Origin of the sequence: Limimaricola hongkongensis DSM 17492, from assembly GCF_000600975.2 — a bacterium.
Lineage (GTDB): Bacteria > Pseudomonadota > Alphaproteobacteria > Rhodobacterales > Rhodobacteraceae > Limimaricola > Limimaricola hongkongensis.
In genome coordinates, this window is the sequence record NZ_KK088650.1 from 727483 (window position 1) to 750699 (window position 23217).

Annotated in this window: 23 protein-coding genes, 1 pseudogene and 1 other annotated feature; of the genes and pseudogenes, 9 read left to right on the forward strand and 15 right to left on the reverse strand. The window is 64.9% G+C overall.

Annotated elements, in window-relative coordinates; genetic code table 11:
• Positions 1 to 17: 17 nt before the first annotated feature.
• Complete coding sequence (locus tag LOKHON_RS08130) at positions 18 to 515, forward strand: P-loop nucleotide/nucleoside kinase family protein (RefSeq protein ID WP_017929101.1); 498 nt, start codon at positions 18 to 20, stop codon at positions 513 to 515.
• A 92-nt stretch (positions 516 to 607) separates the two neighbouring features.
• Here LOKHON_RS08130 and LOKHON_RS08135 read toward each other — a convergent pair whose 3' ends face one another.
• From LOKHON_RS08135 to LOKHON_RS08155, 5 genes are all read right to left on the reverse strand, one after another.
• A complete protein-coding gene (locus LOKHON_RS08135) occupies positions 608 to 1288 on the reverse strand; it encodes a hypothetical protein (protein ID WP_017929100.1) in 681 nt (226 codons plus the stop codon).
• Entirely contained in the window at positions 1285 to 2151 is an 867-nt protein-coding gene (locus tag LOKHON_RS08140) for an SDR family oxidoreductase (RefSeq protein ID WP_017929099.1), read from the reverse strand. The genes LOKHON_RS08135 and LOKHON_RS08140 overlap by 4 nt, the downstream gene beginning before the upstream one ends.
• Before the next feature lie 16 nt (positions 2152 to 2167).
• Positions 2168 to 2536: a hypothetical protein gene (locus LOKHON_RS08145; RefSeq protein ID WP_017929098.1), complete on the reverse strand. Its 369-nt coding sequence runs from the start codon at positions 2534 to 2536 to the stop codon at positions 2168 to 2170.
• 198 nt (positions 2537 to 2734) lie between these two features.
• Positions 2735 to 3100, reverse strand: a complete 366-nt coding sequence (locus tag LOKHON_RS08150; protein ID WP_017929097.1) for a glycine zipper family protein — start codon at positions 3098 to 3100, stop codon at positions 2735 to 2737.
• A gap of 101 nt (positions 3101 to 3201) precedes the next feature.
• Positions 3202 to 4212, reverse strand: coding sequence for an AraC family transcriptional regulator (locus LOKHON_RS08155; protein WP_017929096.1), 1011 nt, complete (start codon positions 4210 to 4212; stop codon positions 3202 to 3204).
• 705 nt (positions 4213 to 4917) lie between these two features.
• Here LOKHON_RS08155 and LOKHON_RS08165 point away from each other — a divergent pair.
• Both LOKHON_RS08165 and LOKHON_RS08170 read left to right on the forward strand, forming a co-directional pair.
• Positions 4918 to 6183, forward strand: a complete 1266-nt coding sequence (locus tag LOKHON_RS08165; RefSeq protein ID WP_017929094.1) for a sulfite oxidase — start codon at positions 4918 to 4920, stop codon at positions 6181 to 6183.
• A 58-nt stretch (positions 6184 to 6241) separates the two neighbouring features.
• Positions 6242 to 6634 carry a hypothetical protein gene (locus LOKHON_RS08170; RefSeq protein WP_017929093.1) on the forward strand — a complete coding sequence of 131 codons (393 nt, stop codon included), beginning with the start codon at positions 6242 to 6244 and terminating at the stop codon, positions 6632 to 6634.
• A 34-nt stretch (positions 6635 to 6668) separates the two neighbouring features.
• Here LOKHON_RS08170 and LOKHON_RS16460 read toward each other — a convergent pair.
• A pseudogene (locus LOKHON_RS16460) lies at positions 6669 to 7202 on the reverse strand (transposase); the annotation flags it as partial.
• Positions 6804 to 6921 (reverse strand) — a sequence feature (AL1L pseudoknot). It overlaps the preceding pseudogene by 118 nt.
• Before the next feature lie 179 nt (positions 7203 to 7381).
• On the opposite strand from LOKHON_RS16460, the gene LOKHON_RS16105 reads away from it, so the two are divergent.
• Positions 7382 to 7540: a hypothetical protein gene (locus tag LOKHON_RS16105; protein WP_017929090.1), complete on the forward strand. Its 159-nt coding sequence runs from the start codon at positions 7382 to 7384 to the stop codon at positions 7538 to 7540.
• Positions 7541 to 7711: 171 nt separating this feature from the next.
• On the opposite strand, the gene LOKHON_RS08175 is transcribed toward LOKHON_RS16105, so the two are convergent.
• Both LOKHON_RS08175 and LOKHON_RS08180 read right to left on the reverse strand, forming a co-directional pair.
• The gene (locus tag LOKHON_RS08175) at positions 7712 to 8173 is read right to left on the reverse strand and encodes a potassium channel family protein (RefSeq protein WP_017929089.1); all 462 of its coding nucleotides are present in this window, start codon (positions 8171 to 8173) and stop codon (positions 7712 to 7714) included.
• 514 nt (positions 8174 to 8687) lie between these two features.
• A complete protein-coding gene (locus tag LOKHON_RS08180) occupies positions 8688 to 10073 on the reverse strand; it encodes an IS1182 family transposase (protein ID WP_017929088.1) in 1386 nt (461 codons plus the stop codon).
• Positions 10074 to 10305: 232 nt separating this feature from the next.
• Between LOKHON_RS08180 and LOKHON_RS16110 the strand changes: the two genes are divergently transcribed.
• Positions 10306 to 11118, forward strand: coding sequence for a hypothetical protein (locus tag LOKHON_RS16110; protein WP_162561772.1), 813 nt, complete (start codon positions 10306 to 10308; stop codon positions 11116 to 11118).
• A 185-nt stretch (positions 11119 to 11303) separates the two neighbouring features.
• Positions 11304 to 12737: a hypothetical protein gene (locus LOKHON_RS16115; protein WP_162561773.1), complete on the forward strand. Its 1434-nt coding sequence runs from the start codon at positions 11304 to 11306 to the stop codon at positions 12735 to 12737.
• Between the two features lie 393 nt (positions 12738 to 13130).
• Here the strand turns inward: LOKHON_RS16115 and LOKHON_RS08185 are convergent, their stop codons facing one another.
• From LOKHON_RS08185 to dsbD, 6 genes are all read right to left on the reverse strand, one after another.
• Entirely contained in the window at positions 13131 to 14087 is a 957-nt protein-coding gene (locus tag LOKHON_RS08185; RefSeq protein ID WP_017929087.1) for an MBL fold metallo-hydrolase, read from the reverse strand.
• Positions 14088 to 14185: 98 nt separating this feature from the next.
• Positions 14186 to 14746: a L,D-transpeptidase gene (locus tag LOKHON_RS08190; RefSeq protein ID WP_017929086.1), complete on the reverse strand. Its 561-nt coding sequence runs from the start codon at positions 14744 to 14746 to the stop codon at positions 14186 to 14188.
• A gap of 77 nt (positions 14747 to 14823) precedes the next feature.
• Positions 14824 to 15456, reverse strand: coding sequence for a DsbA family protein (locus tag LOKHON_RS08195; protein ID WP_017929085.1), 633 nt, complete (start codon positions 15454 to 15456; stop codon positions 14824 to 14826).
• Positions 15457 to 15461: 5 nt separating this feature from the next.
• Complete coding sequence (locus LOKHON_RS08200) at positions 15462 to 16205, reverse strand: L,D-transpeptidase (RefSeq protein WP_017929084.1); 744 nt, start codon at positions 16203 to 16205, stop codon at positions 15462 to 15464.
• Positions 16202 to 17020: a TlpA disulfide reductase family protein gene (locus LOKHON_RS08205; protein ID WP_017929083.1), complete on the reverse strand. Its 819-nt coding sequence runs from the start codon at positions 17018 to 17020 to the stop codon at positions 16202 to 16204. Before LOKHON_RS08205 ends, LOKHON_RS08200 begins: the two co-directional genes overlap by 4 nt.
• Entirely contained in the window at positions 17017 to 18858 is a 1842-nt protein-coding gene (gene dsbD / locus LOKHON_RS08210; RefSeq protein ID WP_020485875.1) for a protein-disulfide reductase DsbD, read from the reverse strand. Before dsbD ends, LOKHON_RS08205 begins: the two co-directional genes overlap by 4 nt.
• Before the next feature lie 84 nt (positions 18859 to 18942).
• Between dsbD and LOKHON_RS08215 the strand changes: the two genes are divergently transcribed.
• From LOKHON_RS08215 to LOKHON_RS08225, 3 genes are all read left to right on the forward strand, one after another.
• Positions 18943 to 19608 (forward strand): response regulator, encoded by a 666-nt coding sequence (locus LOKHON_RS08215; RefSeq protein ID WP_017929080.1) that lies wholly within the window; start codon positions 18943 to 18945, stop codon positions 19606 to 19608.
• Entirely contained in the window at positions 19605 to 21011 is a 1407-nt protein-coding gene (locus tag LOKHON_RS08220) for an ATP-binding protein (RefSeq protein WP_017929079.1), read from the forward strand. Before LOKHON_RS08215 ends, LOKHON_RS08220 begins: the two co-directional genes overlap by 4 nt.
• A 142-nt stretch (positions 21012 to 21153) precedes the next feature.
• Positions 21154 to 21735, forward strand: a complete 582-nt coding sequence (locus LOKHON_RS08225; protein WP_026147544.1) for a L,D-transpeptidase — start codon at positions 21154 to 21156, stop codon at positions 21733 to 21735.
• Positions 21736 to 21787: 52 nt separating this feature from the next.
• Here the strand turns inward: LOKHON_RS08225 and LOKHON_RS08230 are convergent.
• On the reverse strand, positions 21788 to 23217 hold a 1430-nt coding region (locus LOKHON_RS08230; protein ID WP_036082443.1), incomplete at its 5' end, for a SulP family inorganic anion transporter.

Genomic DNA, 23217 nt, shown 5'->3' on the forward strand with positions numbered 1-23217 from the left:
CGCAAAGAGGACGAGACATGGCCGAGCAAACGACCCTTCACCTGCTCTGCGGTCGGATCGCCTCGGGCAAGTCCACGCTCGCGACCGAACTGGGCCGCCGCCCCGGGACCGTGGTCATTCGCGAGGACCACTGGCTCTCGGGCCTCTACGGCAACGAATTGAGGTCGATCTACGATTACGTCCGCTGCGCCAGCCTGCTGCGCGGCATCGTCGGCCCGCATGTCACGGACCTCCTGAACGCGGGTGTCTCGGTGGTCCTCGACTTCCAGGCGAACACCACCGATGCACGGTCTTGGATGCGCGGCCTTCTCGACGGAACCGAGGCCGCGCATGTGCTCCACCTGCTTGACGTGCCCGAAGAGGTCTGCCTCGCCCGGCTGCGGGCCCGGAACGACGCGGGGCTGCATCCCTTCGTCGTGACCGAGGCGCAGTTCCGGCAGATCTCACGCCATTTCATGCCACCTGCGCCGGACGAGGGGTTCGCAGTTCAGATCCACCCGGCACCGACCCGATGACCAGCCCTGCCACTTGACAGGAAAGGCGGGTCTCTCGGCTCTACAAAGGCCGGAGATACGGCCGCAGGCGAAGGCCAGGGTCCGAAGCGATGTCATGCGCTGACCCCCTTCACGAACGCCGTCTGGCCGCCCCGCAGAAGCACGATCCCCACGGCAACGAACCACGCGATGGCGCCGAGGCCGAAGACGGCGCCGGCGGTCTCTCCGAGCGGCGGCAGGATGGTCACGAGCCCGGCGAAGCCGCTGATCGCACCGATCCCGGCCGTGACGCGGCCGAAAAGGCCGCTCGCAAGCCCTGCGAGGCTGACCGCCAGGATCCATGCGCCGCCGGCGATCTCGTTGCCGCCGCCCAAGCCCAGTTCGACCGCGTGGAGCGTCTGCCACAGGGAGGCCGCAGCCTCCGGGTCCGCGGCGAGCGCATGTGTCCGTTCGACGGCGACATTCGCGATCATGCCGGCGCCGAGGACGAGGGTGGCCCAGATCAGTCCGATCGCCTCGGTCAGGGCGGCGGCGTCCGGCCGCGCATTGGCGATCTGCCGGCGGAGCGCAACGACGAGAACCGCAAGCGCCAGCGCGTTCACGATATAAATCAGGGTGTTCCAGACGATCAGCACGCCCGGCCGTTCGGCGATGAAGGCCGTGACGGCGGCGACGTCGATCTCGTCCGAGCCGAAACCCAGCGGCGCGAGCAGGGTGACAAGCAGGGCGAAGCCAAACAGATAGGTGGCGGCGCAGGTCAGGGCGGCGAGGCCGCCGGCTTTGCGGAGGGTCATGTGCGAGTTCCTTTCGGTTGGCGCGCCGCTTCCGCGGCGAGGGTTTCGAAGTGGTCGGTGAGGCGCCGCGTCCCGAAGCGGGGCGCGACCATGTCCATTCCGAGCGCGGTCAGGAAGAAGCGCGCGGGGCCGCTCACGCGGCGCGGCAGGAGCGGCAGGACGGCGAGCGCGGTCCGGCGCAGGGCGTCCGGCAGACAGGTGATGCGCGGCGCGGTCCCGAGTGCGTCGAAGGCGGCGCGGGCGATCTCGCCTTGCGTCATCACGTCGGGGCCGCCGATCTCGGCCCAGCCCCGGCCGGCGTCGGTCGCGTCGGCGATGGCCGCCGCCAGATCGGCGCCATGAATGGGGTTGAGGCGCTGCGCCCCGTCCCCGAACAGCCAGACGCGGCCCTTGCGCGCCATCGCGAACATTTCGCCCATGTCCGAGAAGAAGCCGTTGGGCGCGATCACGGTCGCGGGCATGTCGGAGGCGTGGAGCGCGTCCACGAAGGCGCTCTTGGCATCGACAAGCGGCACGCCCTTCATGGCGTCGGCATTCAGGACATGCACATAGGCGAAGCGTCCGACGCCCGCGGCCTCGGCCTCGCGCAGCAGGTTCAGGTTCGCCTGGAAGTCCACCTCCCGATAGCCGGGCCCGTCGGCCTGCCGGGTGATGCCAAGCGACGAGACGACGAGGTCCACGCCGTCCATGATCCCTTCGAGCGTCTCGGGCCGGGTGGCCTCGGCCTCGATCGACAGATCGGCCAGATCCCCGGCCCGCGTGGTGTCGCGGACCAGCGCGGTGACGTGATGCCCGCGCCGCGCATATTCGGCGCAGAGAAAGCGCCCGAGATAGCCGGTCGCCCCGGCAACGAGAACGTTCATGGATCGTCTCCGGTGTTCATGACAGGCCGACGCCAAGCGCGGCGGCGGCCATGAGAAAGAGGACCGGCGTCCAGAGCAGGCGCTCCGGGCGCGAGGGGCTGGCGGCGTTCGCGGCGAGCGACAGCAGCGTGAGCGCGAGGGCGGGCCAGAACAGAGGCGCCAGCGGCACCGCGCCGATGCCGGCCCTGGCGAGCACCGCCCCGGCCATGGTTGCAAGCAGCGCGGCCTGAACCAGCGCCAGCGCCCGCCAGGCCGGCGGCAGGCGGCCGGGAAAGCGGCCGCCGACCGTCAGGCGGCCAAGCGGGGCACCGGCGGCGACGCCCAGGTGCATCAGGATGGGCAGTGCAGTCAGCCCGGCATAGGCGAAGGCGAGGATCTGGGTCATGGACCGGCCCTCACCACCGCCGCAGGCGCGCCGGAAGGGACCGCCGCGGGCTGCGCGGCCTCCCTTCGGGCAGGCCGAGATCGTCCCGCAGGTGCCGGGGCACAGACGCGCGGCGCCCTGTCGGGTGGCCCGTCCCCCCGGTCAGCAGGTGGTGCAGGCCCTCCATGCGGGTGCGGACATCATGCATGGCTTCCTCCCTCAGTTCACGACCGCATGGCCGCGGCCGCGCAGGCAGTTCAGGACGATGTTCTCGCGCGTGTCGCTCGCCTCGGACGCGCCCACCGCGGCGCCTGCCAGCGCGCCGATGACGGCCCCGCCGAGCGCATCGCCCTCCTCGTCGATCTCGCCCAGCACGCCGCCGATCCCGGCGCCGATGACGGCTGCGGCCATCATGTCATGGTCCAGCTGCGACTGGCTTCGGGCAAGGTGTCGACAGGCAGCGAGGTCGCTGTGGAACTGCGCGCGCGGCGCGCCGTCCAGGATCGGGTCCACATCCGTGCCCATGTCGGCGCAGGCCGCCAGCAAGGCGGTCATGCAGATCGGGGCGAGCAGCAGCGGTTTCATGTCATGTCTCCTTCGACGACCAAGGGGGTGCCGAAAAAAGAATTACTTGCCCGCGCCGCTCGACGGCATGACCGCAGGGATCAGCGGCTTGACCCGCGGCATCAATCGCCGCGCCACGCGGTCGGGCTCGCGCCGGTCCAGCGCCGGAACGCCCGCACGAAGGCCGAGGCCTCCGAAAAGCCCAGAAGATAGGCCGTCTCCCCGACCGAGACCTTGCCCGCGCTCAGGTAATCCATCGCCATTCGGCGGCGCAGGTCGTCATGGACCTGCGCGAAGGTGACGCCTTCGTCCTTCAGTCGGCGGTAGAGCGTCTGCCGGCTCATGCCGAGATCGCGCGCGATGCGATCCATCGACAGCGTGCCCTCGTGCAGGTCCGCAAGCATCCGTGTCTCGACGGCAGAGCGCACGGTGTCATGCGTCGCAAGCTCGTCCAGCAGCGCGTCCGCATGGCGCGTGAAGATGCCGAAGACGTAGTGCTTGCCGCCGTCGAACGCCTCGTCGAGCCAGACCGGATTGATGCGCAGCGCGTTGCGCGCCGCGCGGAACGTGACCGGCACCCGGAAAAGCTCCGGGTAGCGGTTGGCATGCGGCGGCGGGGCGTAGGTCACCTCCAGCGCCCGCTCGAACGGGTGCTCCGGCGCGGACCGGCGGAACTCGGAGATGAACCGCGCGAAGCTCGCCTCCGTGGCCATCCAGCTGCCGTCGCAGGGGCGGTGGTCCACCAGCCAGACCGCGTCCGCGTCCCGCACCAGTTCGAACCGGTCCCGTCCGCCGGGGATCGGCACGTCGGCCATGAGGCGCGCATAGCGGTTCAGCTGGTCCAAACTGTGCGGGAAGGAGGTGGAGGCATGCACGATCTGGCCGACGATCGACATCATCTCCAGCCGGGTCTCCAGCACGTGTCGCAGGAGCAGCGAGGTGTCGCCCGTCGCCTCGATCCCGGCGGCGATGAGGGTCCGGTAGGAGGCGACCGGGATGCGGGTGTCCTGATCCGCCAGATCGTCTTCCGTCAGCCTCGACGCCGCCAGCAAGCTGTCTCGAGGCACGCCTTCGGCCACCGCATAGTCGAGGAACGCGGCCGCGAAACCGGCGGCCATGGTCTGATCGGACATGCGGCAGTCTCCTTGGGTCAGGATCGCGATGCGCCCGGTCATGCCGTCGCCGAACCGGCGCGGGCAGATTGTCCCGAGACATGACGTTGGGGCAACCCTCATGATTACCCCGGTCGCCGCCCGCTTCGGTCTCTTCGCCCCGGCTTTCACCATGATCCCATGGATCAGGCGGGCGCCCCCGGAGGTGCCAGCCACCGTGACCGACGATCCCTCCCTGCCATGGCTCGAAGGAGAGGCTGTCATGCTGCAGGGCCGCGTCGCTGATCCGAAATATGCGCCGCTTGTTGTCGTTCCGCATGGCAGGCCCAAGGGTATGGTGCGCTCCTGGCCTGACGGACCCTATGCATGGCTCTCCCGCTCCGATTTGCTGACGCTGCTCGACACGTGGCGCGGCCGAGCGTCTAGGCCACGTCTTTGCAGGATGGAGGTCATTTGATGCACATTTAGTTCAAAGCCGACCTTCGTGGACGGCGCAGCGAATGACCGCTTCCTGCCCGCGTAGCCGCGTCAGCTTGCGCCCCAGAGCCTACCTTGATGCTCGACACGGCAAAGGTCTGGATCGAGCCCCCGTATCGAATGTTGAATCGGGGACGAATGTCGCGCTTGGTGAGAGCGCCGCATCCGTATGAGGCATGGAAGCGCAAGATTGGCAGATCTTTCGCCATGAGATACGCTTTCCCTAAGGTAACGGGAGGGCTTGGACCGATGACTGACAAGATCACCGATGGCAGATCAGACAAGGCCGAAATCGCTGACGAGCCCACACGCCGGACGATCCTGAAGGCGACCGGCCTCACGGCGCTCGGGGCCTATGTCGGCATGAATATTCCCTTTGAGGGTAATCTCATGGCGCTCGCCCAAGGGATGAGCGAGGAGGACATCATGTCCGGCAAGAACGGCCTCGTGCTTCTGAACGACCGTCCGCTCAATGCGGAGACGCCGGCGCATCTGCTGGATGACGACGTCACCCCATACAAGCACTTTTTCATCCGCAACAACGGGTTTGTCCCGGACAGCGCACTGGACATGGATGCCGAGGGTTGGACCCTGACGATCGACGGCGAGGTCGACACGGCGCTGGAACTGAGCATCGGCGAGCTCAAGTCTCGCTTCGAGGAGGTGACCTTGCGCCTCGTGCTCGAATGTGGCGGCAACGGTCGGGCATTCTTCAATCCCGGAGCATCCGGCAACCAATGGACCACCGGCGCGGTGGGATGCGCCGACTGGACCGGCGTGCGGCTGAGCGACGTCCTCAACGCCGCCGGGATTAAATCGAGCGCCGTCTACACCGCCCATCACAGCGACGACCCACATTTGTCGGGCGATCCTGATAAGGAGGTGATCTCGCGCGGGGTCCCGATCGAGAAAGCCTTGGCCGAGGGTGGCATCATCGCTTGGGCAATGAACGGGGAGCCGATCCCTGCGGTACATGGCTTCCCCCTGCGCCTGGTAATACCCGGCTATCCCGGATCGGCGTCGCAGAAGTACGTCAACCGCATTCAGATCCGCGACCAGGAGCACGATGGTGCAAAGATGACGGGCTATTCCTACCGGGTGCCTGCCTATCCCGTCGCGCCGGGCACCGAGGTCCCGGAAGAGGACATGGTCGTCCTGACCGACATGCCGGTCAAGTCGCTGATCACCTTCCCGCAATCGGGCGCGCAGGCGGCCGCCGGGGAAGCGATGGAGGTCCGCGGCCACGCGTGGTCGGGCAGCGGCGACGTCGCCTCGGTCGATATTTCGATCGACTTCGGAGCGACGTGGACCCCGGCCGCACTGGAGGCACCGGTGAATAAGTTCGCCTGGCAGAGGTTCCGCGCCGACGTGACCCTTCCGCAAGCCGGCTATTATGAAGTCTGGGCGCGTGCCACCGACCTGAACGGTGTGTCGCAACCTCCGGTCGTGCCCGGCTGGAATCCGCGTGGCTACGGCAACAACATGCAGCACCGCATCGCCATGATCGCCACGTGATCCCCCGTAAGAGCTTGTCTGCATGACCGGCTCTTGCAGCAAACGAAAGAACGTGAAGATGAGCAAGACGTTGACTGGCCTCGGTGCCGGGCTATGCGTGTCGCTGTTCCTGGCGGCATTCGGCGCGACCGCGCAGCCAGTGTATGACCCGATGCGGCCGTCGATGAGTCCGCTCGCGCCTCTGGCGACAGGTCCGACGGCGCAGGGATCGCAGGCGGAACTCGATCCGAAACTGGGAAACCTCCCCGTTGGACCCGGGGCTGAAGACACCTACTACCAGTGCGTCGGCTGTCACTCGACGGCGATTATTCGACAGCAGCGTCTGACCGACGATCGCTGGGACTATCTCTGGACCTGGATGATCGACGAGCAGGGCATGCAAGAGCCCGAACCCGAAATCGCGGAGCAGATCCTCGCCTATCTCAAGACGCATTTCTCGTCCGAACGATAGTCTGCAGCTGGGCAACGACTTGGTCGCAGCTTCCCTTGCAAACGCCGAAGACCCGCCAGTTTTCTTCGAAAACACGGGGGATCTCGTGCCGCAAGGCTTCGTCATGGCAGGCACGGTCCGACAGGCGAGCCAGATCACCCCGCTTCGCCTGATGCTTATATAATGTGGAAGGGGCGATCGGCAGCACCGCGCAGAATCGGCTCGACCCCGTGCGTATTACGATGCGATTCAATGAAATCCATCATCACGTCGACCAGCGGTCCGGCTCAGTCATCGAATAATACGCCGAGGCCTTGCGGAGTATTTCATTGGCCTGGCCCAACTCGTAGTTCCTAAGCTCCAGAGCCCTTATCTTCTGGGCCATGTCGCTTGGGATGCCGGCCCGTTTGCCGCTGTCGGCTTCCGCCTTTTTTATCTATTCGTTCAGCGTGTTCGCCGAATATCCGATCTTCGCTGCGAGCGAGGTGATCGCCTGCCAGCGAGAGCTGTTCTAGCTTTCGTTGTCGAGAACCATTTCCACGGCGCGCTCGCGCACTTCAGGTAAATACTCGTTCGTGGTCTTGTTCATGAGGCCCCATCCTACCAAGGAGTTGGAGCCTCCGGCAAACTTGGGGCGGTTCAGTTGCGTAGAGCTCGGTTGAGAATTTGTAAGCCGTCGACGTATCTCGGCTGGGTTGATCTGGATCAGCGCGGGCCACGATGGCACGGACTTATTCTGGGGATGTCTCTCACAGAAGGAATAGCGAGATGGACATCAAGAAGAGGCCGGCCTCACCGGGAGTCTACATGGTCCTGCTTGTCGGAACGGTGTTCGCGCTCGTCGTGGTCTGGCTGCTCGGCGAGGTGGTGGTGAACTGGATCACCGGGCCCGCCGGGGTTCCCGCCATCACGGCGCCCGCAAACTGACCTCGGACGTGTTGTCATCAATCAAAGCGGCCAATCTCCAGTAACAGGCGGAGCAGCGTCGCCGTCATGCCCATGCAAGGAGGGCGCTTTCCGCCCGCGCTGCTTGCTGGCGATGGGCCCATTCTCGCGGCCCGTTGCTGTCGAACGCAGCCCCGCCAGGAACTGTGAGGCTTATCGCTTCGAAGTTCGTGGCGGCGTGGGTGAAACCGAATTGCGCTGGCTCAGCCGGGTCTGTCGAAGCGTTTCGACCAGCATCGCGGTCAGGATGCCAAAGGTCAGGAGGCCATTGGCCGCGGCCAGACCGCCGAGCAGGCGCCATTCGGTCGGCAGCAGCACATCCCCGAAGCCCAGCGTGGTGAAGACTACCAAGGCAAAGTAGACCGATGCCTCGAAGCTGTCGAAGGTCCTGAGCGCCCAGAAGGCCAGCGCCCAGATCCAGACGGACGCCGTCATCATCAGGAGCGCCCAGAGCATCGAGAGCGACAGGATCGCGGTCAGCTTCGGTCCATGCGGCGGGCGCATCGCCCAGCGATGCGTTCGCACGAGCACCGCTTCGAGGCCCCACCAGGACAGCGCGGCCGCTACGGCGGTGATGGCGATGAGCAGGCTGCCAAGGGCGAGCTGGAACCACATGCTCTACCTTCACATGAATGCGGCTTGGGGCAAACGGTGGCGGAGCGGTGAACCGGCCTTCTCACGGATGCCAACCGCTGTCGAACGGTCTCCGATAGCCTTGGCTGCCTGCCAGATCCGGGCCAAGGCAGATGATACAGCGACCGTAGTGAGCGCTTTCATTGTGAAGAACACCTGATGCACGGTGATCAGCACGTTCAGAAAGGTCCGGGGGAGGGGCGCTGCGCATCCTTTTGGATCTGCAGGCCAAGTAACCAAGCCCAAGAGGTGGCGAACGGCCTCATTCGGCTCAGAGCTGACCTTCGTTTCTGACGCAGAGGATGGCTGCTCCCAGCTCTTTCTAGACCTTCGTGCGACGCGCAGCACAAATCCAAGCCTAGGACACGAAGGGCGGATTGTGTTGAAAAAGTCGCTCGAGGACGACGGTTTTGTCAGCCCAAACGTCGGGGCGCCGCCGTTCCGATCGGGTAACTGCCCGTCTGTCCGCCTTGAGGCGGCTAATCCGCCGCTCAGCTCATGCCGTGGCCTCCCGCAGCACATTCTGGGGCCGTAGCTTCGCAAGTTTCCTGAGGTTCTGGGCGATGGCGGCGAGGAGAAACTCGTCCTTGGCGCCGTTGGGGCCACGCAGGCGTAGCCGGGTCAGGCCGAGGATGCGCTTCAGGTGGGCAAAGAGCATTTCCACCTTCTTCCGCTTGTCGCGGGACACCTTGTAGGCCTTGGTCTTGCGGCATTCGCGCGCGAACTCGCGTGCTTCCTCGTGTGGCTCGCGTGTCACGTATCGCGCCTCCGCTTTCGGGCAGCAGACTTCCTTGGATGGGCAGGCTTGGCAGGTGGCCTTCAAGGCACGGTATTTCTTCCGTCCGCCGGCGTCCTGCCCCCGGGTCGGATCGGAGTAGTTCCGACGGAATTGCCTGAGAGCATGGCCCTCGGGGCAGATGTATTGATCGTTCGCCTCGTCCCATTCGAAGTCGGACCGGGACCAGGTGCCATCGGTCCGCTCTGATTTGTCGATGACCGGGATGAAGGGGATGATGCTGCGCTTCTCGACCAGCCATCCGAGGTTCTCGGCGTTGCCGTAGGCGGTGTCGGCGGCCAGCCAGTCCGGCCGGATACCGAACCGCTTCTCCGTCCTGTCGAGCATTGTGCGCGAGGCCCCGACTTCGGCCTGACGGATTGCTCTCGTCGCCTCGACGTCCATGATGACCGCGCTCTTGGTGTCGATCAGGTAGTTGGTGGCGTAGGCAAAGTAAGGACGGCTTTCCTCGGCGCGGGTCCATTGCGCGGCCGGATCGGACTTCGCCACGAACTTCGGCTGGACAGGCGACGCGGCCCCGAAGGCGGCATCGTCGAGTGTCTCCAGGTATTCCCGCGCCGCCCTGTTTCCGACCTCACGCGCGCGCTCCGGACTCCAATCCTCGGCCGCGATCGAGCGGACCTTGTTGGCGTCGGCAGAGATCAGGCTCGCGTCCACGGCGAAGCCCTCGCCGGACACGAGGTCTTCCTTCAGACAGCGCTCGACCGTGGCTTCGAAGGCCTGACGCAACAGGTTGCTCTCCCGGAACTTGCCATGGCGATAGCGCGAGAAGGTCGAGTGATCCGGAACCTTCCGCTCCAGACCCAGTCGGCAGAACCAGCGATAGGCAAGGTTCAGATGGACCTCGTCACAGAGGCGACGTTCCGATCGGATGCCCATGACGTAGCCGATCACCAGCATCCGGATGATGAGTTCGGGGTCGATGGATGGACGGCCAAGGTGGCTGTAGAAGGGGCGCAGCGCCTCCCGCAAGCCGCCGCAGTCGAGAAACAAGTCGATCTCTCGCAGCATATGGTTGGCCGGGACGTGCCGCTCCAGATCGAACTCGTAGAACAGCTGCGCCGGAGCCTCCTGCCTGCCCATCATCTCGAAACCCTCCCATCCCCTCAGGAATGAGTGAATCGAAGGACTTGCCGCGCCGCAACACAGACTTTTTCAACAGCATCGGCGGATTGCGGACCTTCGCTGCGAACCAGCATTCGAAAGCGGATCATCAAGAAGCGGAATTTCAGGAAAAGCATTCGAGCGGATCTCAACGCGATATGCGTTGCTGGGTTAAAGACCTCGGCTTATGCTACAGATAGCAACAGGAGACGCCATGCTTAGGCTCGTCAAGAATCACTGGGAACAAGCTTTTTTCGGCATTGTAGGATTGGTCTTCCTAACCTTTAGTTTCAACCGGCTTCTAAATGGCGATGAAGCCGGGGGGTCCGCAACTTTCGCGATGGCTTTTTTTAGCTTTATCTATGCCAATATCTCACGCTTCAAACGTTTTAAGGGCCTAGGTTTCGAAGCCGAGCTTTGGGAAGATAAGCAAAAAGAGGCTGAGCAATTGATAGATCGCTTAAAGGCGGTTGTTTCTGTTTACACAAGAGAAATTGTAATGGGGCGGGTGAAACAAGGGCGTTGGGGAGACGGCGCAGATTGGAGCGAACATTGGAGCGTCTACAGCGAATTAGTCAAAAAGCACTCTGATCTGGGGCAAGAAATTGACTTTACAGACTTAAAGCGCAGCATGGATCAGTATTTTATATTCGATATGGTCTTGCGCCGGGTTGAGGAAATTAGAAAGCCAATTCTGGATGGGTGCGGTAAGGCAAGAAAAATTATAGAAAAGGAATTTGGATCGCCGATCAAGGACTCTGAGGGTCATTCACGCAGACTAGGCCAACTTAGGGAAGTTCCTGAGAAACTTGAAGATATGTTCAAGATTGCGCAAGAAGATGACTTGGCTGCGCGAGTTTTGGATTGGGGCAAAGCCTGCCAAGAGAAGCTCGAGAAGAATTTCTCAGTGAGAATTGAGTTCGATAATGAAGCGGTTGCAACTTTGAAAGAGATTTCACGCCTCTACAACGCGGGTCCAATAGAGGTCACGCCCGAGCTAATTTCACGAACTGCCCATAAGCGATAACTTTTGGAATGAGCGTTTTCGCTCGGTACCCTTCAAGAGCATGTTTGTCCTATTTCACCATTCAAGGCAGCTTGGCATATGCTCGGGTTACCGCCGCCCACCGAGCCACAGCACCGTCTGGTCGATTTCACTTAAAATTTAATTATATTGGACAGCCAACCTGTGACTAGCGAGAAGTTTTCAGCATGATAATTACGGTTGCTTTTGACGTGAATAACTATGTCGAGGTTATGGAGGGTTGGCCACTCAAGCATGATAATATGCCCTTCTTTTTGGAGAGGGAAGGCAATATTCTGAAGAGAGTGTGCCTATCATTTTCCGGTGTTGGTATTGAGCATGCGCCAAGCTTCACGCAGCCGCACGAAGCAGGCGGAAGCGCGAATTTAAATGTAAACATTGGCGGCTACGCTGCTTTGGCCAGAAAGAGGATCATGAACTGGCAAGCGGTTATCAGCGGAATACAAATCGTTGACTTGGACTACGATAGATTTGATTTTCAGTTTCACGCTGAAAACATCGAAGAAGAGTCCCGTATCCACTTAAAGTCCAACTATGATAAAACCCTCAATTCTGCCTGCGATTTTGAGCAGATCGGTAGGGCTTTTTGTGCTAATTCGATCCCAGATGATCGAATAGAATCGACATCTCACTATCGTGAAGGTCGACTCGCGTTTGAAGCTGGGCGGTATGTAGATGCATATAACAACATGTTCTTGTTTTTAGAAACCCGATACTGCGACGGAAAGACTAAGACGGCGCAGCAGATTGAACTTTTATCGAAAAACCCTGCTCTGTGCTTGAACATTGAAGAAGCTGCTACAGAACTCATGAAATCGAACCAGGCTAAAAACAATGAGAAGTTTGATTTGTTCGACTCTTGCACTGGTATTACTGATAAAATTAAGGCCCTCGTCCTTCTTCGAGGAAAGCTCCGGCATCATTCCCTCAAGAGTCCTTATCGTTGGGACCCTAATCAGCAAGATAAACACAAGGGCGACGCGCGATTTTTGATTGCCGTTGTGCATGCTATCGTCATCAAGGAATCTCTGGAAGATATTTATGCCCCTGCTTCGCTGGATAATTTCAGAAAGCAGTCGGTTAGCAGTGGAAATGAAATTAAGATCAAACTCACAACCCACCGCGCTAAAAACGAACGCGCACTTCAACTTGACATGAGCTACCCGACAACCGTTGTCTCTAGTTTGCTGTGTGTAAACACGGTTCGGCATGCAATCGAGGCATGTGAAAAAGACGGCCAGCTCGCTGATACGGTCAAATTTGAGGCTGTCCACAGTGGGCGAGGTTTAGAGCTTTTTTCCATCGATTTTGATGTTTGGGCATATACAGAAACGAGAGAAATCGAGACAAAGCAACCAATTGAATTCATTCGATGCAGTTTTGAACATTTTCGCTCTGATTTGATAAGAAGGGATGAACTTTCAATTCCTTATCAGGGAAGTAGGCTCACTGTTTTGGACGTGTGGACGTTGTTGCAACGTAGCTATGATCATATTGAGCACCGAGACCCAACAACACGAATAATGAGCCTAAAGATCTTCATTAACGATGGCAAAAAAGCGATTGTTTCGTATCGGCTCGGTGCACTAGCGAGGTTTTGACCGTTCCCTAATATGGGCTGGAAGCGGCACTCGATACGAAGGGCAGGAATGCGGGCTGCGACCGCAGCATCGTGATCAGCTGTTGGATGTCTCCTTTGGGCCGGTCGCGTCGATTACCCCGGCGCTGCCGTCTAAATTTGCGTACTCCGTTCTCTGCGCATAGCTGCCGTTGGTGCTCGGCGCGGCGAAGACCGGCAGTCCGCCCGGCGTGGCGGACAGCTGGAAGTTCGCTGCGCCTTATAAGAACGACGCTTGAAGGCTGCTTGCGGGCATTCACAATGCTTGGCGCGAAGATTTTTCGGGACGTGTCGTGCCCAGCATGGCCGCCGTACCCCGTGCATTCCATACATAGCAGCAGGATACTCTGAAGCTGTTACGCAATATTTGTAGGAATTATTCGAACTCCATCTGTTCGAAGACGCGGCCCGCGTTCTTCGTCGCCAGCTCGTCGAAGGTGTCGAGATGCGAATAGGCGCTCTGGTCGACGTAATAGGCCTCGGCCAGATCGCCGCCCTCGTCGAGATGCGTGCCGATTTTCTCGCGCAGGTCCACGAGGTAGTCATGCGTGTAGCGCCGCACCTGATCCGTGTTGGTCGGGTGGCCGTGGCCGGGGATGACATAGGTGGCCCCCAGAGGCTCGAAGGCGGTCTCCCATGTTTCGATCCAACCACGGGTATCGGTGTCGGCGAACACCGGCAGCATGCGTTCGTGAAACGCCATGTCGCCTGAGATCACCAGCTTTTGCTGGGGCAGCCAGACCACGATGTCACCAGGACTGTGGGCCGGGCCGAGATACAGCACCTCGATCGGTACATCGCCGAAGGGCACGGTGTAGCTGTCTTCGAAGGTTTCGGTCGGGCCCTGCAGCCGGGTCGTCTCGAACCGGCCGCCTAAGAGCCGCTCGCCTGCCTGGAACGAAGCGTCGCCGTCTTCCTCGAAGGCGCGCGCCGCCTCCGCATGGGCCAGCACCGGCACGCCCTCGTCGACCCAGTAGCCGTTGCCGAGCATCGCGTGGCCCTGTCCGTTCTCGTTGATCACCAGCTTTACCGGCTGGTCGGTCACGACGCGGATCTCGTCGTGCAGAGCTTGCGCCAAGCCGCGGCTAGCGCCTGCGTTGACCACCACCACCCCGTCGCCGGTGACGATGAAGCTCAGGTTGTTGTTGTGCCCGGCATTCTCGTAGGTCGGTGGCGCGGTGGCGCCGATGGCGGTCCAGACGCCGGGGATGAACTCCACCGGCTTGGCATACAGCAGCGAGCCTGGATACTGGTCGGCGATGTCCTCGTCGGCCGGTGCCTCGGTGGCGGCGAACAGCGTCAGGGCGGCCAGCAGGCCGGGGATATGTCTCATCGGGGTTCTCTCCTCCGCCCCGCGCGCCTGCGGGGCGTCTCGCGGGAGAGCATGGTGGCGCGGGCGGCGGTGGTCCAGCCCACACCGTCCGCGAAATTTCAGATGATGCGTACCTGCGTGCCCACGGGGGTGATGGCGAAGAGTTCGGCAATCATCTCGTTGTAGAGCCCGATGCAGCCATCCGAGGAAGGCCGCCCGATCTTGCGCGTGTCATGCGTGCCGTGGATCAGGTAGGCGGGCCAGCTCAGATACATCGCATGGGTGCCGAGCGGGTTGCCGGGGCCGGGCGGCATGTAGCGCAGCTCGGGATTGCGCTCGACCATGGAGGGCGTCGGGGTCCAGTCGGGGCCCACCTTCTTGCGCACGATCGCGGTATAGCCGCGCTTGGTCAGGTCTTCGGAGATCGGAATCGAGGTTGGGAAGACGCGGTAGTCCGAGGCATCGGCGTTCCAGTAGTGCAGCGCGCGCGATTGGGTGTCGGCGACGATGGTGGCGACGCCGAGCGTGTCGAAGTGATCCTGCCAATACTGGGTGCGGAAGCTCGACACATTGCGCTGCACGGGGGGCTGCGCGGTCTGGGCGCGCAGCAACGAAGGAGTGGCCAGCGCGATCGCCGCCACGCCGAGAAGCGCCTGCCGACGGGTGGGGGTGGTGCTCATCTTGCCTGTGGTCCTGCTCTTGGTTGGGATGCCGGGACAGGCCGACCACGGCCACCTTATCCCAGCCTTAAGGAGGCTCAGCCGCGCGCCATCGCGATCGCGTTCTCGAGCCCGGCCTTGTCCATCGCGCCGGGGTAGATGACCGTGCCGATGATGAAGGCGGGCGTGCCGCGCAACTGGAAGGCCGCCGCCTGCGCGCCGTTGCGGGTGAGAAGCCCGTCCCACTTGTCGCGGTTCTCACCATAGGCGGCGTCGAGCGCCGCGACGTCGAGTCCGGCCTCGGCGAGCGTCTCCTCGATCAGCGCAACGTCGAGCCGCCCCTCGGTCGCCATCAGCGCGTTGTTCGCGGTCTGGTAGGCATCGAGCGAGGCCGCACCGAGCGCCAGCTGGGCCGCCCGTACCGAGGGCGCGCCGAAGATCGGCCAGTCCTTCATCACCAGCCGGACATTGCCGTCCGCCTTGACCACCCCGTTCAGGACCGGGTGGTTCGCCTTGCAGTAGGGGCATTGGTAGTCGAAGAACTCGACGATGGTGACGTCGCCCTCGGGGTTGCCGAGCACCGGGTTGGTAAGGTCGAACATTACCTCCTCGATGGTCGGATGCAGCGGCTGCTCCTGCGCGCGCGCCGGGCGCGTTGCGGTCCACAGCGCGGTGCCGCCCATGGCGAGCAGGCCGCCGGTGAGCGCGGTACGGCGGGTGAGGTTGGTCATGTGGTCTATCCTTGGTTGGTCGTCTGCTGGGGAGTGGGCAGGGGCGTGCCCGGCGGCACCGTGCCCTTGCCGCTGTCGGCTTCGCTCAGCACCACGATCTTGGCGCCCGCGCGGGTGCGCTCGTGCAGGTCGATGATGTCCTGGTTGAACAGGCGGATGCAGCCGGCCGAGGTGGCCTTGCCGATCGACCATGGGTCGTTGGTGCCGTGAATGCGGTAGAGCGTGTCGCGCCCGTCCTTGAACAGGTAAAGCGCCCGCGCGCCGAGCGGGTTGTCGATGCCGCCCTCCATGCCGCCGGCATGGGGTCCGTAGAGGTCGGGATCGCGGCGCAGCATGTTGGGGGTCGGCGTCCAGCGCGGCCATTCGCGGGTGAAGGGGATGTTGCCTTCGCCCGAGAAGCCGCGCCCCTGATCGCCCACCGCGACGCCGTAGCGCATCGCCCGGTCGCCCTCCATCACGAGGTAGAGAAACCGCGCATGCGGATCGACGACGATGGTGCCGGGCGCCTCGTCGGTCCAGTAGTCGACCTCCTGGCGGCGGTTGCGTTCGTCGAGATACTGCTCGGGCACGGCGGGAATGACCTCGCCCTCGTCCTCCACCGTCGCATACATCGCCCGGACCTCGGCGGGGAGCACGGGTTCGGCCTCGGGAGGAGCGGCGGGTTCGGGCGCTGGGGCGGCAGCGCAGGCCGCCAGAAGCGGGAGCAGCGCGAGCGACGCCAGCCGCCGGGGGCGGAGGATCTCGGTCATGGGGTGGTCCTTTCGAGGTCGTCGAGGCCCGCGCGGAGCTGCGCGCGGGAGATTTCGCCGGTATGGGCGGCCCGCAGCCTTCCCTCGGCGTCGAAGAACAGGGTGGTCGGCAGACCGAGCAGGCCGAACGCCTCCATCAGTGCGCCCTCCGGGTCGCGCAGAACGCCGGTCGTGCCCAGCGACTGCCCCGCGAGGTAGCTTTCGATCACCTCCGTCGCCTCGCGCTGGTTAACGAAGAGGATCTGTGCCCCCTTCGTTTCGGCGGCGACCTCCATCATCATCGGCAGCTCGCGGCGGCACGGCGGGCACCAGCTGGCCCAGAGGTTGATGACCAAGGGCTGCCCCGCCGTCTCAGCGAGCGGAAACGGGCGGCCCGACAGCTCTGCGAGATGGATCGCGGGCAGGCGTCCGCGCGTCTGGTCGGGCAGCACAACCCGCGCAATCGCGACTCCCGTTCCCGCGAGGGTGGCGGCCAGCAGCAGCGGCGTCATGGCCCTGGGGTGGCGCAGCAGCGCCGCGAAAAGCGCGAGACCCAGCCCGAACAGGCCCGCTTGCGGCGCGAAACCGCCCTGCCAGAGTTTCAGCGCATCGAGCGGTGCCGCGCGGAAGCTGTCGAACTGCATCGCCACGAAACCCGCGCGCGCCGCGATCACCCAGCCGAGGACGGCGATGAGCGACCAACGCCGCAGCGCCTCGGCCTGCGCGGGGCGGCGCCACGAGGCGATCTCGGCGACGCCGATGAACACGAGCACCGCGATCACGGCGAGGAACCGCTCGCCCGAGAACACCAGCGGGCCGATCGCGACGGCGTTCATCGGATCGCCCGTGCCGAGGCCACGACCTCCTCCACGCCCGGCTCGCCGATCAGGCGGCTGCCGGGCGCCTCGCGGCTCTCGGCGTCGAGGAACACCATGGTGGGCGGGCCGACCGAGCCCAGATGATCGAGCAGCGCCTGCCCCTCGGCGTCGAACTCCGACAGGTCGGCGGTGATGAGCGTGGTGCCCGCCAGCGCCTCGCGGACCATTGGGTCCGGCCAGAGGCGGCGCTCGATTACCTTGCAGGTGACGCACCAGTCGGCGGTGACGTAAATCATCGACGGCCCGTCTGCCTCCGCGAGCGCGGCGTCGAGCTGCGGCACCGAGGTTACGGGGGTGAAGGCGGTCTCGTTATCGGCGGTGCCGGGCGCGGCCTCGGCTGGGCGCAGACCGGCCAGCGGACGCATCGGGTCCTCCGCGCCGGCGGCCGCCCCGAGTCCCATGACCCCGGCGGCGAGGATCGCGGCGAGCCCGGCGGTCTTGCGGATGCGCGGCGCCGCGCCGGAGCTTGGCTCCAGCCGGTCCAGCCCGCCGATGAAGACGCCTGCGCCGAGCAGCAGCGCCGCCCAGAGCGCCAGCGTGGCGGGGCCGGGCAGCAGCCGGCCGCCGAGCCAGATCGCCATGCCGAGGAAGACGACGCCGAAGGCGGCCTTCACGCCCTCCATCCATGCCCCCGCACGCGGCAGCATCCGGGCGCCGAAGGTGCCCGCGATCAGGAGCGGCACGCCCTGTCCCAGCCCGAGCGCGAAGAGCGCGCCCGCGCCGAGCCAGGCGTCGCCGGTCCGCGCGATGTAGAGGAGCGCCCCGGCCAACGGCGCGGTCACGCAGGGCCCCATGATCAGCGCCGAGGTGAAGCCGAGCGCCGCCGCGCCGCCCAGCGTGCCGCCCCGGCTCGCGCCGATGCCCGACAGCCGACCCGTCCAGGCCTGCGGCAGCCGCATCTCGTAGAGGCCGAACATCGACAGCGCCAGTGCCACGAAGACTCCGGCGACCATGCCCACGGCCCAGGGCGATTGCAGTGCCACTTGCAGGTTCTGGCCCGACCACGCGGCGATGAGGCCCAGCAGGCCGAAGGCCGCCGCCATCGCCAGCACGTAGGTGCCCGAGAGCAGCGCGCCGCGCCGGGCGCCGACCGTGCCGTCCTGCCCGGCCAGCAGCCCCGCAAGAATTGGGAACATCGGAAAGACGCAGGGCGTGAAGGCGAGAAGCAACCCGAAACTGAAGAAGCCCGTCAACACGAGAAGCGGTCCGCCACGGGCACTCAGACCGTCGAGCAGGCCGTCCTCATTGGCAAGGGTGATGCCGCTTTCCGGCGGCGCCGCTGCTGGGCTTTCGACAGGGGCGGATGCCGCCTCGGTAGCGGGCTGGGGTGCCGCGACTTCGATCGCGGGCAGGGTTTCGGTGACCGGAGGGTAGCAGATCCCGTCCTCCTGACAGCCCTGGTAGGTCACGCGCACCGGGCCTTCCGTCACGCCGAGCCGCGCCTCAACATCGTGGAAATAGACCTCGACGGTGCCGAAGGTCGGGTCGTCCTTGGTGACGCCGGGCTCGGTCTCGAGGGGCAGCGATGTCCCGTCCTCGGTCTCAGCGGCGAGGTATTCGCGGTAGAGGTAATAGCCCTCGGCGACGTCCCAGCGCAGCAGGCGGCTGCCATCGGGCTGCGGCTCGACCGCGAGCGCGAAGGCCTCGCGCGGGTCCATCGGCGGCGACGGCCGGCCGAAGACGTCGCCGCTCTGCGCAAGGGCGGCGGCGGCGACCAGGGCGAGGGACAGGTCCGCGAGGAGCGGGGCGATGATGGCGCGCCGCAGGGCGGCGGGGTATGAAAGGGTCCGTGTCATGGCGCCCGGATCGGCGCGCTTCCTTAAGCGGCCCTTAAGCCCGGAGGCGCAACAGCGACGGCAAGGACGACAACCGGAGGCGCGATGCGGGTTCTGATCGTGGAAGATGACGAGACGCTGGCCGACGGGCTGAGCGTCGGGCTGCGGTTGCAGGGCTTCACCCCGGAACTGGTGACCTGCTGCGCCGATGCGCGCGAGGCGCTGGCGCAGGGGGGCTTCTCGGCGGTGGTGCTCGACCTGATGCTGCCCGACGGCTCGGGGCTTGACCTGCTGGCCGGGCTGCGAGCGGGCGGCGACCGTTTGCCGGTGCTGCTGCTCACGGCGCTCGACCAGGTGCGCGACCGGATCGGCGGGCTCGACGCCGGGGCGGACGATTACCTCGGCAAGCCCTTCGATCTGGGCGAGGTCAGCGCCCGGCTGCGCGCAATCATTCGCCGCGCCGAGGGGCGAGCCAGCGCGCTGCTCGAATGGAACGGGCTGCGGCTCGACCCGTCGCGGATGAGCGGCGAGATGGAGGGGCGCGAGCTGCGCTTCTCGCGGCGCGAATTTTCGGTGCTACGCGCGTTGATCGAGACCCCCGGCGTGATCGTCGAGAAGGACCGGCTGGAGGAGCGCCTTTACGGATGGCAGGAGGGGGTCGAGAGCAACGCCGTCGAGGTGCATGTTCACAAGCTGCGCGGCAAGCTGGGCGCGGGCTTCATCGAGACGGTGCGCGGCGTCGGCTACCGGCTGGCGGAGCCGCGGCCATGACCTCGATCCGGGCGCGACTGTTCGCCATCCTGCTGGTGGCGACCGGGGCAGTCTGGCTCTCGGCGGTCTGGTGGATTCAGCACTCGACCCGGGCGGAGGTCGAACAGGTGCTCGACGCACGCCTCGCCGAGGCGGCGCAGATGGTATCATCGCTCATCTCCGACCGGCGGATCGACGTCGCCTCGACCGGGCCGGTGGAGCTGGACCTGCCCGAGCCGGCGGCAGGGTCGGCATACGCGCGCCAGCTATCGTGCCAAATCTGGTCGCTCGACGGCGCGCTCTTGGGCGCTTCCGCGAGCGCGCCGTCGGGCCGGCTCGCGGCAGAGCAAACGGGCTTTTCCGACAGCTTGGTCGATGGCGAGGCCTGGCGGGTCTATACCATGATCAACGACGATCTTGGCCTGAGGGTGATGGTGGGCGATCGGCTCACGGTGCGGGAGCGGCTGGTCACGGACGTGGCACGCGGTCTTTTGCTGCCAGCCTTGGCGATCCTGCCTGTGCTGGCGGCGCTGATCTGGATCAGCGTCGGGCGCGGTCTCGCGCCGCTCGGCCGGATGGCACGGGCACTGAGCGCGCGAACGGCCGATGATCTCGGGCCGGTGGCGGCAGGCCCGCTGCCGCGCGAGATCCGACCCATGGGCGCTGCGCTCGACGGGCTGTTCGCCCGCGTGGCCGGGGCGCGCGAGCGGGAGAGGAGCTTCACCGCCTTCGCTGCACATGAGTTGAAGACCCCGCTGGCGGGCATCAAGACGCAGGCGCAGATCGCCGCCATGGCACCGGACGAGGCGACGCGGCGACAGGCGCTGGCGCGGATCGAGAGCGGTGTCGCCCGAACCGACCGGATGGTGCGGCAGCTTCTCGAGCTCGCCGCCGTCGATGGTGCTCCGGAGGGAGGTGGCGAGGTCGCCAACATGACGCGCCTGGTGACAGACCTCGTGCAGGACATGCAAAGACTGGCCGCCGAGCGGGAGGTGCAGTTCAGGCTGGAGATAGCGCCGGGGCTGTTCTGCCGGATCCCCGACCCGGTGCTGCCCGCCGTGGCGCTACGCAACATCGTCGAAAACGCCGTGCTGGCGAGCCCGCCGGGCGGCGAGGTCGTGGTCGAGGGCGTGGCACGGGATGCGCGGATCACGCTGTCCGTCCTCGACCGTGGAGCCGGCATTCCCGAGGCCGAGCGGACCCGCGTAACCGAGCGGTTCTTTCGCGGCGCGGGCGCGACCGCGGGGGGAAGCGGGCTGGGTCTGGCGATCGCGCAGGTGGCGGTCGAGCGGCTCGGAGGACAGCTTCGGTTCGCGCCGCGGACGGGTGGGGGCGAGGCCGTGCAGATTGTGCTGCCCTGTGCCGGACCCGTTCACGAAAGCGGCAGAGCGTCGGCAGGACGCGACACTGCCACACGCTCGTAAGGCTGCCTTAAGCCCGATGCATTCGACACGGCATGGACGCACTGCGCTTGGAACCCCGGATCGACCGGTGCCAGCGCGGGGCCATCACTACCATATCCTGCGCATGACATCCGTCGGCGTCGGGACAAAACGGAGGTGACGCATGCTGAGACGAGGTTTTCTCAAGGGAACGGCGGCTGCTTTCGCGGGTGCCACACTACCCGCCGGGAGGGTGTTGGCGCATGAGGGCGCGGCGCAGGCCGCGGTGATCCCGCCCCGCGAGGTGGCCATCGCCGAAGGCATCCCGGCCGGGCAGATCCACGTCATGCCCGACGAGTTCGCGCTCTACTGGACGCTGCCGGGCGCGCGGGCGCTGCGCTACGCGGTCGGGGTGGGCCGAGATGATCTCTACGAGGCGGGGACCTTCCTGATCCAAGCCAAGAAGGAATGGCCCAGCTGGACTCCGACCCCGGGCATGCTCGAACGCGAGCCGGAGGTCTACGGCAAATGGGCCGACGGCATGCCGGGCGGGATCGACAACCCCCTGGGCGCCCGGGCGCTCTACTTGTTCAAGGACGGCTACGACACCTTCCTGCGCATCCACGGCACCAATGCGCCATCCACCATTGGGACCGCCGTGTCAAACGGCTGCGCCCGCCTGGTGAACGAGCAGATCATCGAGCTCTATGAAAAGGTGCCACTGGAGACGAAGGTGTTCCTGTATCCCAAGTCTGGCATGGCCTGAGTTCCAATCGCTACTTGGGGGGCAGATTGATGGGTTCGGTGCTGAGGCCGAATTAGGCGCTCTGGCGGACGGGCCGTGGGGCTTCGGGCCCGGCCTCAGCCAGCTTGCACGCGGCCTCATGCTGGCTGAGGAACACCTCCCCGGTCAGTTCGTCGAGGAAGTGGCTGCGCTTGAGGCGGTCCATCACAGGGCCCTTCACCTCGCTCAGATGCAGCCGGATGCCCGCGTCGTGCAGCCGGGTGTTGATCGCCTCGAGCGATTCCAGCGCCGAGAGGTCGATCTCGTTCACCGCCGGGAACATCAGCACCACGTCGGTCAGCTCGGGCTTGTCGGCGGCATAGGCCGAGAGCTGATCTTCGAGATAACGGGCGTTGGGGAAGTAGAGGCTTTCATCAACGCGCAGCGACAGCACGTGTGGCTGGGTTTCGACATCGTGACGCAGCACGTTGCGGAAGTGCTCGGTTCCCGGCACCCGGCCCACCACTGCCATGTGCGGACGTGAGGTCTTGTAAAGATGCACGAGGATCGAGGTGACCACGCCCGCCGTCACGCCCACCTCGACGCCGAACACCAGCGTCAGCAAGATCGTCGCCGATACGGCGGCGAAATCGGCGCGGCTGAAAGACCAGGCGCGCTTGAGGATCGAGAAGTCGACGAGGCTGAGAACGGCGACGATGATGGTCGCGGCCAGCGTCGCCTTCGGCAGGTAGTGGATCAGCGGCGTCAAAAACAGCGCCGCCAGTGCGAGGCCGAGAGCGGTAAAAGCTCCGGCGGCGGGGGTCTCGGCCCCGGCATCGTAGTTCACCACCGAGCGCGAGAAGCCCCCCGTCACCGGAAAGCCGCCCGAGAAGGCCGCGCCCATGTTGGCCGCGCCCAGCCCGATCAGCTCCTGGTCGGGGTCGATGCGCTGACGCTTCTTGGCCGCCAAGGTCTGCGCGACGGAGATGCTCTCGACGAAGCCGATGATCGAGATCAGCAGCGCCGGGACCAGAAGTTGAGAGACGAGGGACGGCGAGAAGGAGGGCAAAGTGAGCGGTGGCAGGCTTTGCGGCACCTCACCGACGATGGCGACGCCGCGTTCGCCGAGATCGAAGGCCCAGACGGCAAGCGTCGTCGCGATGATCGCCAGCACCGGGCCGGTCTTGGCGCCGATGTCGGCCATGCGCGGCCCGAGACCAAGGAGGCGCAGGAACGGCTTCAGGCCTTTGCGCACCCAGAACAGGAAGGCGGTGGCCGAAACGCCCAAACCAACGGTGATGAGGTTGATTTCGTCCAGATGCGCGAGGAGGCTGCCCACGATCTCGAGCAGCGTGTGACCCTCGCCCTGAATGCCGAGGATATGGCGCAGCTGGCTCGCCGCGATCAGGATGCCGCTGGCGGTGATGAAGCCCGCGATCACCGGGTGCGACAGGAAGTTTGCCAGAAACCCGAGCCGGAACAGTCCCAGCGCCAGCAGCATCGCGCCCGACAGGAAGGCCAGCG